10 protein-coding genes and 1 tRNA gene are annotated in these 12,118 nt (G+C 73.7%); 7 read left to right on the top strand and 4 right to left on the bottom strand.

Going from position 1 to position 12,118, the window contains the following annotated elements; genetic code table 11:
* Positions 1-156: 156 nt before the first annotated feature.
* The 3 genes from ACH4B3_RS18120 to ACH4B3_RS18110 all read right to left on the bottom strand — a co-directional run bounded on the left by ACH4B3_RS18120 (position 157) and on the right by ACH4B3_RS18110 (position 3,904).
* The gene (locus ACH4B3_RS18120; RefSeq protein WP_398463865.1) at positions 157-1,257 is read right to left on the bottom strand and encodes an LLM class flavin-dependent oxidoreductase; all 1,101 of its coding nucleotides are present in this window, start codon (positions 1,255-1,257) and stop codon (positions 157-159) included.
* A 517-nt stretch (positions 1,258-1,774) separates the two neighbouring features.
* Positions 1,775-2,608 carry a pentapeptide repeat-containing protein gene (locus ACH4B3_RS18115; protein ID WP_398463864.1) on the bottom strand — a complete coding sequence of 278 codons (834 nt, stop codon included), beginning with the start codon at positions 2,606-2,608 and terminating at the stop codon, positions 1,775-1,777.
* A gap of 453 nt (positions 2,609-3,061) precedes the next feature.
* Positions 3,062-3,904, bottom strand: a complete 843-nt coding sequence (locus ACH4B3_RS18110; RefSeq protein ID WP_398463863.1) for an MOSC domain-containing protein — start codon at positions 3,902-3,904, stop codon at positions 3,062-3,064.
* 1,113 nt (positions 3,905-5,017) lie between these two features.
* On the opposite strand from ACH4B3_RS18110, the gene ehuB reads away from it, so the two are divergent.
* The 6 genes from ehuB to ACH4B3_RS18080 all read left to right on the top strand — a co-directional run bounded on the left by ehuB (position 5,018) and on the right by ACH4B3_RS18080 (position 9,636).
* The gene (gene ehuB, locus ACH4B3_RS18105; RefSeq protein WP_398463862.1) at positions 5,018-5,923 is read left to right on the top strand and encodes an ectoine/hydroxyectoine ABC transporter substrate-binding protein EhuB; all 906 of its coding nucleotides are present in this window, start codon (positions 5,018-5,020) and stop codon (positions 5,921-5,923) included.
* Positions 5,920-6,669, top strand: coding sequence for an ectoine/hydroxyectoine ABC transporter permease subunit EhuC (ehuC, locus tag ACH4B3_RS18100; protein ID WP_398463861.1), 750 nt, complete (start codon positions 5,920-5,922; stop codon positions 6,667-6,669). Before ehuB ends, ehuC begins: the two co-directional genes overlap by 4 nt.
* Positions 6,666-7,316 carry an ectoine/hydroxyectoine ABC transporter permease subunit EhuD gene (gene ehuD, locus ACH4B3_RS18095; RefSeq protein WP_398463860.1) on the top strand — a complete coding sequence of 217 codons (651 nt, stop codon included), beginning with the start codon at positions 6,666-6,668 and terminating at the stop codon, positions 7,314-7,316. The genes ehuC and ehuD overlap by 4 nt, the downstream gene beginning before the upstream one ends.
* A 19-nt stretch (positions 7,317-7,335) precedes the next feature.
* Complete coding sequence (gene ehuA, locus ACH4B3_RS18090; RefSeq protein ID WP_398463859.1) at positions 7,336-8,220, top strand: ectoine/hydroxyectoine ABC transporter ATP-binding protein EhuA; 885 nt, start codon at positions 7,336-7,338, stop codon at positions 8,218-8,220.
* A 228-nt stretch (positions 8,221-8,448) separates the two neighbouring features.
* The gene (locus ACH4B3_RS18085) at positions 8,449-9,207 is read left to right on the top strand and encodes an IclR family transcriptional regulator C-terminal domain-containing protein (protein ID WP_398463858.1); all 759 of its coding nucleotides are present in this window, start codon (positions 8,449-8,451) and stop codon (positions 9,205-9,207) included.
* 355 nt (positions 9,208-9,562) lie between these two features.
* Positions 9,563-9,636: transfer RNA gene (locus ACH4B3_RS18080), tRNA-Lys, on the top strand.
* Positions 9,637-9,778: 142 nt separating this feature from the next.
* Here the strand turns inward: ACH4B3_RS18080 and ACH4B3_RS18075 are convergent.
* Positions 9,779-10,588 (bottom strand): 4'-phosphopantetheinyl transferase family protein, encoded by an 810-nt coding sequence (locus ACH4B3_RS18075; protein WP_398463857.1) that lies wholly within the window; start codon positions 10,586-10,588, stop codon positions 9,779-9,781.
* A gap of 354 nt (positions 10,589-10,942) precedes the next feature.
* Between ACH4B3_RS18075 and ACH4B3_RS18070 the strand changes: the two genes are divergently transcribed.
* Positions 10,943-11,890, top strand: a complete 948-nt coding sequence (locus tag ACH4B3_RS18070; RefSeq protein ID WP_398463856.1) for an alpha/beta hydrolase — start codon at positions 10,943-10,945, stop codon at positions 11,888-11,890.
* Positions 11,891-12,118: the final 228 nt, after the last annotated feature.

Genomic DNA, 12,118 nt, shown 5'->3' with positions numbered 1-12,118 from the left:
CGCCGGCGCGGTGGTCGGGTCGTCACCGCCGCCGCTCCCCCGGCGCCGGCGCCCGGCGTCCGAGGGGTGGCGCCTGGCTCCCGGGTGCGGAGCCCGGGCCGCGCGGGTCGCACCGCCGGCCCCGGTTCCGCGGTGCGACCTGCGCGTAACCGTGTGTCAGACGGCTGCCGGGAACCCGTAGGCGTCCGCGATCAGCTCATACGAGCGCAGTCGCGCCTCCCGGCCGTGGCCGGTGGTAGTGATCTTGATTTCGTCCACCCCGGTGCGCTTGATCAGGTCGTTCAGGCCGTCCCGTACCGCGTCGGGGGTGCCGAACTCCACGTTCACCAGCCAGCTGTCCACGAAGTCCCGTTCGACGGGGCTGAAGGGGTACGCCTCGGCCTCCTCCGGGGTGGGGATGAGCCCGGGCCGGCCCGTGCGCAGCCGCAGCATGGACAGCGCACCGGTGAGGACCTGCCGCCGGGCCTCGCGCTCGTCGTCGGCGGCGAAGGCGGACACCCCGATGGAGGCGTAGGGCCGGTCGAGCACCGCCGAGGGCCGGAAGTGCTGACGGTAGAGGTCGAGCGCGGGGACGGTGTGGGCGGCCGAGAAGTGGTGGGCGAAGGAGAACGGCAGTCCGAGCACCCCGGCCAGCCGCGCACTGAACCCGCTGGATCCCAGGAGCCAGACGGGCGGCCGCCCGGCGGACTGCACCCCGCCGGGCACCCGGCCCTGCACCGGGCCGGGCACCGCGTGGATCCGTGCGTAGGGGTGGCCGTCCGGGAAGTCGTCGTCGAGGAACCGGGTCAGCTCGGCGAGTTGCTGCGGGAAGTCGTCGGCGCTCTCGTTCAGCCTGTCGGTCCGGCGCAGCGCGGCGGCCGTGGCACCGTCCGTGCCGGGCGCCCGCCCCAGTCCCAGGTCGATCCGGCCGGGCGCCAGGGCCTCCAGCGTGCCGAACTGTTCCGCGATCACCAGCGGGGCGTGGTTGGGCAGCATCACGCCGCCGGAGCCGAGCCGGATGCGGTCGGTGTGGGCGGCGAGGTGCGCCAGCAGGACGGCCGGCGAGGAGCTGGCCACACCGGGCATGGAGTGGTGCTCGGCGACCCAGAACCGGTGGAAACCGCGCCGCTCGGCCAGTCCGGCCAGCGCGGTGGTGGTCCGCAGCGCCTGCGCCGCGGTCACCCCGGCGCCGACCGTGGCCAGGTCGAGTACCGACAGGGGTACGGGTGCGCTGCCGATGGGTTCGGCCCGGATGGCGTCGTCCTGCTGGTCGGCCACGGCGGCCCGCCTCCTCACGTCCTGGCGCGCTTCCCACCCGGGCGCGCGCGCATCTGAAGCATGACGGAGCTTGCCAACCGGAGTAGCACTCCGGTTATTCCCGGACCCGCCGCCTGGTCCGGAGGGGAAAGGACGGCACGGGTGCCGAGGCCGGTGTCCGGCCGGCCCCGGGCGGACGACGACCGGCGCGGGGCGGGGCCGCCCGGCGCGGGGCGGGGTCGCCCGGCGCACCCGTGCGCAGGCACCGGACGGGCCGCCACCTGCACCCGGGCCGGGCGTGCCGCTGTCCGTACGGGGGCCGGGAGAGGGTGCCGCTGTCCGTATGCGAGCCGGGAGGGTGCCGCCGGCGTACCTGAGCCGGGCGGTGCCGCCTCCCGGCCCGGGCCGGCTCGCCACCCGTACATGCGCCCGGGCGCTGCCGCTGTCCGGGGCCGCGGGCCCGGGCGCTGCCGCTGTCCGGCCGCGGGCCCGGGTGGTGGCACCACCGAGGTGCGCGGCGCGGGGCGAGGCGGCGGCACTACCAGTGCGCGGGGCGGGTGAGTGCCTCGGGCAGCCGGGTGGCCGCGTCGCCCTTGGCCGCGTTCAGCTGGGCCTGGGTGAGGAAGAGACTGCCGGTGAGATCGGCGCCGCCCAGCCGGGCGTCCCGGAAGTCCGCGCCGATCACATCGGCCGAGCGCAGGTCGGCGCCGGTGAGGTCGGCGGCGATGAGATACGCCCCGCGCAGGCTGGCCCCGCGCAGGTCGGCGCCCTTGAGGGAGGCACCGATGAGGTCCGCGCCCCGGTGGTTCTTCCGGCGCCCGGGGACGCCCGCCCGCACCAGCTCGCTGGCGCGCAGCAGCAGGGTGTTGACCTCGTGCCGGATCTCCGCCACGTCGGTCGCCAGGATGGTCTCGGCGCTGCCGCCGGTGAGCCGTTCCAGCCGGTCCAGTGCGCGGCGCAGCTCGCCGTGGACGGGGCGGGCGGCGGGCAGGGCCAGCGCCTCGGTCACGTACCAGAGCAGTTCGTGGAGCTGCCGCATCAGCGGGAACACCTGGAACATCCGGCGGGCGGTCGCCGGGTCCTGCCGCCAGTCCCGCCCGTCGAAGGTGGTGCGGGACACCTTCTGTCCGGCACCGAAGCAGTCGAAGACCGTGCAGCCGGAGAACCCTTCCTCACGCAGTCGGGCGTGGATCCCGCAGCGGAAGTCCTCCCGCAGGTTGGCGCACGGGCGCCCGGCGTCCTTGTCGACCGCGAAATCGGCCGACGCGGCGAAGGGCAGTGCCACACAGCACAGCCCGAAGCACTGCGCACAGTCGGCCCGCAGCCCGGACCGGACCGCTTCGATGGAAAGGGACTGGCGGTTCTGGGACACCGTACGAGGACTCCTGCGAGGCGGGTGGGGCACCGCTCGCCGTTCGCGCTGCCCGGGTCGGGATCCATTCTCCCCCGCCCCGGGGCCTCGGTGGCCCCAGCCCCGGCGGGCCCGGCCGCCCCGGCGCCCCCAGCGGCCCGCCCGCTCCGGCCCGGCCGCTCCGAGCCGGGGTCCCGCGCCCGCATCCGGGAGCGCCCACATCCGGGATCCGCGCCCGGGTCGAGCACGCCCGGTCAGAGCGGGCCCGGATCAGCGCCCGCCCGGGTCAGGGCGAACCCGGGTCAGGGCGAACCCGGGTCAGGGCGAACCCGGGTCGGCCGGCGCCCGGTCCGGGCCCTCGGCGGCATGGACGCCGGGGCCCGGTTCGGCCGGCGCCCGGTCCGGGCCCTCGGCGGCATGGACGCCGGGGCCCGGTTCGGCGGGTGCCCAGGCCGGGCGGGCGGCTGGTGTGGCTCAGGCGTCCGGGGGCCGCAGTTCCGAGACGCCCCAGGAGGTGACCTGGGCCTCGTCCCCCAGCGCCAGTTTTCCGGTGCGCAACACGGCGAACTTCGTTCCGAACGCCACCCCGCCCTGGGCGGCGCGCCGGTAGCGGGCGAGCGTGCGCAGCGGCTCCGGGCCCGTCCTGGCGCCACTGTCCTGGTCGACCAGGGTCACGGCGCAGCGGATGGCGAGCTTGGTGTAGCCCAGCTCGGTGTTGCCGATGCCGACCCTGCGGACCAGATCCTCGCGGTGCGGCTCGTCCCAGCCGTCGAGCACGATGTTCGGCCGGAAGCGGGTCATCGGGAGGACGTCGTCGCCGTTCTCGGCGAACCGCCGGTTCAGCTCGTCCAGGGACGCGCGGGAGATGACGTGGACCGCGCCGCTGTCGGCGTAGCCGCAGGTGCCGGGGGTGAGGCCGTCGGTTCGCCGGTCGTGCTCCGGCGGCACCCGGACCAGTCTGCTCGACGCGCCGAGCACTTCGGAGAGCCAGTCGGCGGCGGCCTGGCCCTGGTCGATGCCCTGGTACGGGCTGCCGAAGAGCACGACGTCCCGCCGGGGGGAGTCCTGGTCGACGGGAACGGTCAGCTCCTCCATGCCGGGCGCCCGGAGGGTGAGCCGGTCACCGGCCGGGTCGACCACCGGGCGGATCACCGCGAGCCGGGGGTCCTTGCGCTGGCTGCGGAAGACCCCGTCGTCGCCGATCGCCATGAAGCTGCGGTCGTGCGCCAGTCCGGCCGGGGTCAGCATCGCTTCGGTCAGCGGTGCTCCGGCGCACCCCTTGACCGGGTAGGAGATCAGTTCGACGACTCTGGCCACAGTCGCACTCTACTGCTCTGATCAGGTGTCCCGTCGGTCGGCAACCGGATGCGCCAAACCGGCAGTTGGCGCCGCCCGGGTGGCGCGGCGGGCGACGCCGTTCGCGCCGGGCCGGCGGCTGCCGCCGAACCCGGTGGCCTGGGCGGGTGCCACCGCGCGCGCCGGGCCGATGGGTGCCGCCGGACCGGTGGCCCGGCGGGGGTCCTCGAACCCGGCGGCCCGGCGGGTGTCCCCCGTACGCGGTGGGGGCCACCCGACCGGCCGTGCCTCGCCGGACCCCGGGGCGGGCGCGGCACCGGCGTCAACATGACGGCGTGCTCCAACGGGTGAACCCGGTCGCCGGTCCGGTGCGGTGGCGAAAGCGGCGCGTCGCGGCGCGCGGGCCGGGCGCCGGGCGCCGCGTACGGGCCGCGACGCGCCCCCTGGCCACCGGGTCCGAAGCACGTACACCTCCCGGGCCGCCGGGTCCGGGCCGCGCATGGCGGTCAGCCACTGTTCGAACCCGAGCACGGGCCGACGCCCCGCGGTACCGACCGGTCGGCGGCAGCGGTCGCGGGAAGCGCTCCCCGCGCCCGCCGAAGCCGGCACGCCCGCTCGGCCGCCACCGGCCGCGGCGCCCGATCGGCAGCCGCGGCCGGACACCCAGGCAGCAACACCCGATCGGCAACCGCGGGCCGGACACCAGGCGGCAGGCGCCCAGTCGGCAGCCACGGGGCAGACACCCAGGCGGCAGACACCCGGTCGGCAGCGGCGGGGCGGACACCCGGTCGGCAGTCCCGGGGCGGACATCCGGGCGGCGGCCGGACACCCGGTCGGCGGACACCCGTGCGGCGGACACTCGGACGAAGGATTTCGGCCTGCCCCCTCCTCCGGTGCGCCTCGCCGAGGGCGAGACCCGGACGGGCCCTGGCCCCCCGGGCCGCTCCGATCCCCGTTCCGCGGCCGCCGATCCGGTGTCGCCGGGCCCGAGCGGGGCCCCGCCGCGGGCACCTGACGGGCCGAAGCCGCCCGGGAGGCGCTGCCACCCGACGCGACGGCGCGGGCAGAGCCGTTCGGCGCACGGGGCTGGAATCCATCCGCATAACTTCCAGGAACCCGGGTAGCCGCGCGCCCATGGCTCCACCACGAGGGAAAGACGGATTCGGGATACACCGCCGGTCGCTGCTGGCCGGCGGCGCGGCCCTGGGGGTGCTGGGTATGGCCGGGTGCACCCGGGTGTCCAGCGCCGACGCCAAGGACGGGGGCAATCTGCTGGAGCGGCTGCGGTCGCAGGGCACGGTACGGCTGGGAATCGCCGGAGAGATTCCCTTCGGGTACATCGACGAGAACGGCGAGTTCACCGGTGAGGCGCCGGAGATCGCCAGGGTCATCTTCAAGCGGCTGGGCGTGGAGAGTGTGCAGCCGGTGCCCACCGAGTTCGGCTCACTCATTCCCGGACTGCGCTCCCAGCAGTTCGACGTGGTGTCGGCCGGGATGTACATCAATCCGGAGCGCTGCCGGCAGGTGATCTTCTCCGATCCGGATTACAAGATGCTGGACGCGTTCATCGTGGCCAAGGGGAATCCCAAGGGTCTGCGCACCTACAAGGACATCGTGCGGACCGGGGCCAAGATGGCGAGCGGCACCGCCTACGCCCAGATCGACTACGCGGTCAACGCCGGGGTGAAGCGCGACGAGATCGCCGTCCTCCCTGATCAGCTGGCCGGACTGCTCGCGGTGGAGCAGGGCCGGGTCGACGTGTTCGCCGGCACCAGGGTGACCGTGCACAACGTGATCAAGCAGACCGGCAGCCGGAAGACCGAGCCCACCGAGCCCTTCCAGGCGATGGTCGACGGAAAGCCGGACATCGGGGCCGGTGGTTTCGCGTTCAGGCCGGAGGAGACCGCGCTGCGGGATGCCTTCAACGTCGAACTGCGCAAGCTGAAGAAGAGCGGCGAGCTGCTGCGCATCGTGCGTCCGTTCGGCTTCGCCGAGACCGAGATGACCGATCTCACCGCCGAGGAGCTGTGTAGGTCATGACCGTCGGATTGTGGGAACACTGGCTTCTTCCCGGCATCTGGATCACCATTCAGCTGACCGTGTTCAGCGCGGTCTTCGCGGCCGTGGTCGCGTTCGGGGTCGGTATGGCCCGCACCTCGCGGCTGTGGATCGTCCGCTTTCTCTCCGGTTTCTATGTGGAGGTCTTCCGCGGCACCTCGGCCCTGGTGCTGATGTTCTGGCTGTTCTTCGTCATGCCGCTCGCCTTCGAGACGCAGCTGCTGCCGATGTGGGCGGCGGTGCTGGCACTCGGCCTGGCCTACGGCGCGTACGGCGCGGAAATCGTCCGCGGTGCCCTCCGTGCCGTCGCTCCGGCCCAGCACGAGGCGGCCATCGCGTTGAGCTTCTCCCCCGCCCAGCGGATGCGCCGGGTGCTGCTGCCGCAGGCCGTACCGGAGATGCTCCCGCCGTTCAACAATCTGCTGATCGAGCTGCTCAAGGCGACGTCGCTGGTCTCCGCGGTCAGCGTCGCGGACATCACCTTCGCGGCCCAGCTCTCCCGGCTGGCGACCGGCGAGAGCCTGCAGATCTACGCGATCGTGCTCGGCCTGTACTTCGTGCTCGCCTTCGTCCTCACCCGGCTGATGCGCCTGCTGGAGCGCCGGGCCAAGGCCGGCATCGGGCAGGCACCCGAAAGGAAGCGGGCCTCCGGTGAGCGGAAGGTACCCGGTCGGCGCCCGGCCCGGGTCCCCGCCGGAGCGGTCCAGGCCCGTGGAGGTGGCCGGTGAACTGGAACTGGGACGTCGCTCGGGACTTCCTCCCCGAGCTGCTCGACGGGCTGCTGATCACACTGGAGGCGACCGCGCTCGGTTCGCTGCTCTCCTTCACGCTGGGGCTGGTGTGGGCGATGGCCCTGCGCTCGCCGACCCGGCTGGTGCGCTGGCCGGTGGCCGGGGTGGTGGAGTTCATCCGCAACACCCCGCTGCTGGTGCAGCTGTTCTTCTTCTACTACGTGCTGCCGACCTGGGACATCACCTTCTCCGCGCTGACCACCGGGGTGATCGCGCTCGGGCTGCACTACTCGACCTACACCGCCGAGGTGTACCGGGCGGGAATCGACGGGGTGCCGCAGGGGCAGTGGGAGGCGGCCATCGCGCTCAGCCTCCCGAAGCACCGCACCTGGTTCGCGGTGATCCTGCCGCAGGCCATCCGCCGGGTCGTGCCCGCCCTCGGCAACTACGTCATCGCGATGCTCAAGGATTCACCCCTGCTCGCGCTGATCGGCGTCGTCGACATGCTGCAGACGGCGCGCGCCGAGGGCGCGTCGTCGTTCCAGTACGTCGAGCCGTACACGATGGTCGGCGTCGCCTTCATCCTCATCGCCTATCCGGCATCCCTTCTGCTGCGAGTCCTGGAGCGTCGTCTTGGCCACTGACCAGCCCATTCGCCCTGAAATGCCGACCGGCCCGGATACCCCCGCCGGTCCCGGCACCCCGCCCGCCGCCGAGCCGGCCGCCCGGTCCGGTCCGGCCCCGCTCACCGGCCACCGGACCGGCACCGACCCGGAGGCAGCCGAGCCGGAGCTGATCCGCTTCGACCAGGTGACCAAGCGTTTCGGTGGGAACACCGTGCTGGACGACCTGTGCTTCTCGGTCTCGCCGGGAAAGCACGTGACCCTGATCGGGCCGTCCGGCTCCGGCAAGACCACGATCCTGCGGCTGCTGATGACGCTGATCAAGCCGGACGAGGGCACCATCGCGGTGGACGGGGAGTGCCTGACCCACGAGTACCGGCGCGGCAAGCTGGTGCCGGCGAGCGAGAAGCACAACCGGGAGGTGCGGAAGAAGATCGGCATGGTCTTCCAGCAGTTCAACCTCTTCCCCAACATGCGGGTGCTGCGCAACGTCACCGAGGCCCCGGTGAACGTCCTGGGCATGGACAAGGACGAGGCGGAGGAGCGGGCCCGGGAGCTGCTGGACCTGGTGGGGCTCGGGTCGAAGTGCAACGACTACCCGACCCGGCTGTCCGGCGGGCAGCAGCAGCGGGTGGCGATCGCCCGGGCGCTGGCCATGCGGCCCAAGGTGCTGCTGCTGGACGAGGTGACCTCGGCGCTGGACCCGGAGCTGGTGGCGGGGGTGCTCGATGTGCTGCGGGACATCGCGCGCACCACGGACATCACGATGCTCTGCGTCACCCATGAGATGAACTTCGCCCGGGACATCTCCGACGAGGTGCTGATGTTCGACGCGGGCCGGGTGATCGAAAGCGGAACGCCGGAAAAGATCTTCTCCGATCCCGAACACGAGCGCACCCGTGAGTTCCTTGGGGCGGTGCTGTAGACAGGGCTTCGATAGTCTCGTGACTCTGGCATATGCCAAGGGGGTGCGTACCTGGTTACAGGCCCGGAGCGTGTCCCCAATATGTCCAACACCCGCGCCTGATGCCCCGGTTGGCCGCTACCTTGGTAGTACGCCGGGGTAGTCCCGAGTGGCAGCGGCCGAATCGCCGACCGCGACCCCACGGCCCCGGCGACGACGCAAGCGGTAACAACCTCTTAGGGGGAAACCGTGGCGCTCAAGCCAGAGCCGACCGCGCCGCTCCACTCGGTGCAGTACGCCTTGCGCGTACTGGAGACGGTGTCCGACCACCCCGGCGGGGTGACCGACGCCCAGATCGCCCGGCGCACCGGGCTGCCCGCGACCCATCTGGCACCGGTGCTGCGGATGCTGCGCCGCGAGGGCTATGTGGAGCAGGTGCTGGACGGCGCCTACGTGGGCGGTGACTCCCTCGCCCTGCTGGGCGGCGGCCCCGGTCACAAGGCCGCCATCGAGAACAAGCTCCAGCAGACCCTCGGCTCCCTGCGTGACTCCCTCGGTGCGGCGGTCTACATCAGCCGCTACATCGACGGCGAAATCAAGATCACGCAGTACGCCGACAGCCCGCGCACGCCCAAGGTGAACGAGTGGTTCGACTTCCGTTCCGCCGGTCACGCGATGGCGGCGGGGAAGTGCCTGCTCACCCAGCTCGACCACAACAGCCGCCGCGACCACCTGTCCCGGCACAAGACCGTGCGGCTCACCTCACGGACGACGACCAGCGAGAAGGTGCTGTTCAGCAAGTTGGACAGCCAGCCCGCCACGGTCCCGGTGCTGGACCTGCAGGAGTACGCGGTGGGCACCGTCTGCGCCGCGGTGCCGATCACCGCGGGCAAGTCGGTGGGCTGCCTCGCCCTGTCACTGCCGGTCGAGCACGCGCACCGGCTGCGCCAGGCCGCCCACACCCTGAACCGGGAGGCCGGGCCGGTGCTGCTGTCGCTGGCCATGTGACCGCGGCGGGCCGACCGACGAGGCACCGGGGAGCGCCCGGCCCACCCGGGACGGGAGACGACCCACCCGGGACGGGAGACGACCGCCCGGGACGGTGGCGATCCGCCGGGGCGGGAGACGACCGCCCGGGACGGGAGACGACCCGCCGGTGGGTGCGGCATGGCCCGGAGCTGGGCCCCGGCAGGGCGGCCCGGGCGGATCGGCAAGGACCCGTGAGGCGGCCCGGCGCCCTAGACCGGGCCGCCGGGGCCGGACGGCCCGGTCTCTGGCGGCGGGCGGCGGGCGGTCAGGAGCACTCTGGGAGAGCAGGTAGTATTTACCTCGTCGAAAGCCGCGAAGCGGTAATCGGCAGTCGGCGCCGCTAGCTCAGTTGGTTAGAGCAGCTGACTCTTAATCAGCGGGTCCGGGGTTCGAGTCCCTGGCGGCGCACCTTGCAGAACGACAGTGGGCGTTCCCGGTCTTCCGGGGACGCCCACTGTCGTCATGCCCGGCCGCGCGCCCTCGGGGGCCTTCCGGCGCCGGTACCCCGCCCGATGCGGCCGCCGGGCGGCCGAACGCTCAGGAACACCGCTCAGGCCAGTCGCATCCGGCCGAGGGTGACGACCGGCGGGCCGGCGGCCGGTTCCGGGGTGCGGACCGCGACCGCCGCCCGGTAGCCGTCGGGCGCTTCGACGTCCGTGATCGCCCAGCCCGCCGGGCCGGGCGGGCCACCGGGAGCCAGCCCGGCGGGAAGGCCGACGTGGTTGCTCCGGATACCGCCGGGCAGCCCGGTGCCGATGCCTTTGAGGTAGGCCTCCTTCCGCACCCAGCAGCCGAGGAACGCCTCCTCCCGCAGCTCCTCCGGCAGGGCGGCGATGGCCGCCTGCTCCAGCGGGTGCAGGTGGCCGAGGAGAGCGGCGCCGCCGCGCCGGATCCGCAGGGCGTCGATGTCCGCGCCGACCGCGTCCGCGGCCACGGCGTACAGCGCGGCGTCCGCGGCGTGCGACATCGAGAAGTGCAGCCCGGGGTGGCCCGCCACGGCGGGCCGGCCGTGCGGTTCGTCGCATTCCGGCATCCCGCACGGCTCCCGGACGAACCTGATGTCCGCCGGATCGCCACCCAGGTAGCCCGCGAGCAGCATCCGCAGGCCCACATGGGAGGCGCGGTAGCGCTCGCGGTGCGTGCCGTCGCGGAGCCGGGCGGCGCGGCCGCGCTCCTCGGCGTCCAGCACCCCGTCCCGGTCGGCCGCGGCGCGGACCGAGCCGGGGATGTGGAGCAGCCAGACCGCGACCTCGCCAGGGCCGGGCAGGGCGCGCGGGCCGGGCAGCGGGGCGGCCGGGCCCCAGGAGCCGGGGGCCGGGCGGATGGTGCCGGAGGAACCCGCCGGACTGTCGAACGGCACGACTCGGCCACCCCCGCACTCTCCGGTACCGCTTTCCCGTTCCCGTCAGGAGCGAGCGTAGAGCGGCACCGCGCGGCCGGGCGAGCCCTCCGCCCCGTCAGGAACCTGCCGGGTGGCGCGGTCCGGCCCCGCCGGTGCGGCCACGCGACGCGCCGCCGCCCCGGCCGGACGGGGGCCGGTGGCCCCGGGCGATGCGGCCATCCGACGCGCCGCCGCCGGGTCACCGGACGGACGGAGGTGGCCACCGCGGGGCGGTGACCTGGAACACGTTCCGGTCGCTCCGGCTCCGTTTCCGTGAGCACCCGGCTACGATCACGCGCGTCCGGACTCAACCGCGATGGGGGTCGTGACGACATGGCGACGGATCGCAAGGGGCGCTCGGCGGGCTCGTCCGCGCAGTCCCCGCTCACCTCGGTGGCCTCGGTGCTGGCGCTGCCGCTGGCCCCGCTGTACGGCGCCTTCCTCTCCTACTTCGTCTTCCACCCACCCCGTAAGCGGCACCACAAGACGCCTTCGGACCTGGGCATCGACAGCACGGACGTGATGGTTCCGGTGGGCGGCAAGGGGCGCGGCATCCATCTGTGGCTCTGCCCCGGGGACCCGGAGCGGGTGGTGGTGATGGGGCACGGACTGGGACTGAGCAAGTCCGCCAGCCTCGCCCAGGCGGCACTGCTCCACCAGGCCGGGTACACGGTCGCCCTCTTCGACCACCGCAACCACGGCAGGAGCCTGGCCGACCGGACGTTCTGGAACATGAGCGAACGGCACACCGACGATGTGATCGCGGTGGTCCGGTACCTGCGCGGGCGGCCCGAGTACGCCGCCGCCCGGGTCGCCGTCTACGGCTTCTCCATCTCCACCTTCCCCTCGCTGTACATGCTCCGCCGGGCGGCGGAGTGCCCGGTCGACGCGCTGCTGTTCGACAGCGGGCCGGCCGCCGACCTCCGGCCGCTGTGGCGCAACTTCCTCGCCTCCGGGGCGTTGCCGGTGCCCGGCCCGCTGCGCCGCGGACCGTCGGGCAGGGTGCTGGGGAAGGTGTTCGCCTCGCTGGCGGTCGCCATGCTGCGGGCGAGCTGGCCGCCGCCGGTCTCGGGCGCGTACCGGAGCACCCCGCTGCTGTTCCTGACCGGCGAGCGGGACACCATCATCCCGGCCGACGGGGTCCGGGAACTGGCCCGGCGCTATCCGCTGGCCGAGGTGCGGGTGCTGCCCGGGACCCCGCACCTGCTGGGCGTCAAGACGCATCCGGAGGAGTACGCGGCCACCGTGCTGGACTTCCTCCAGCGGACCTTGAAGAGCTGAGCCCGGTACCCCTGCGGGGCCCGGGCGGCGGCACGGCGGCCGCCCCACTCGCCCCGGCCGGCGGCGGCGGGGCCGGGCCGGACCTGCCGGAGGCGGCCCCGGGCCGCCCCGGGGTCGCCTCCGGGCGGACGTCCGCCGGGTCAGTCCTTGATCTCGCAGATGACGGCGCCGGAGGTGAGGGAGGCGCCGACCTCGGCGGCGAGGTCCTTGATGGTGCCGGCGCGGTGT

The sequence above is a fragment of the Streptomyces sp. NPDC018031 genome (assembly GCF_044327625.1).
Taxonomy (GTDB): Bacteria; Actinomycetota; Actinomycetes; order Streptomycetales; family Streptomycetaceae; genus Streptomyces.
Note: the sequence above shows the minus strand (reverse complement) of the source record. Positions and strands in the feature narration are given on the sequence as shown.

What these genes read in the sequence shown, in the direction of transcription:
- ehuB (WP_398463862.1), top strand. Translation starts at nt 5,018, where the DNA reads ATGGCTCCACCACGAGGGAAAGACGGATTCGGGATACACCGCCGGTCG.
- ehuC (WP_398463861.1), top strand. Translation starts at nt 5,920, where the DNA reads ATGACCGTCGGATTGTGGGAACACTGGCTTCTTCCCGGCATCTGGATC.
- ehuA (WP_398463859.1), top strand. Translation starts at nt 7,336, where the DNA reads ATGCCGACCGGCCCGGATACCCCCGCCGGTCCCGGCACCCCGCCCGCC.
- ACH4B3_RS18070 (WP_398463856.1), top strand. Translation starts at nt 10,943, where the DNA reads ATGGCGACGGATCGCAAGGGGCGCTCGGCGGGCTCGTCCGCGCAGTCC.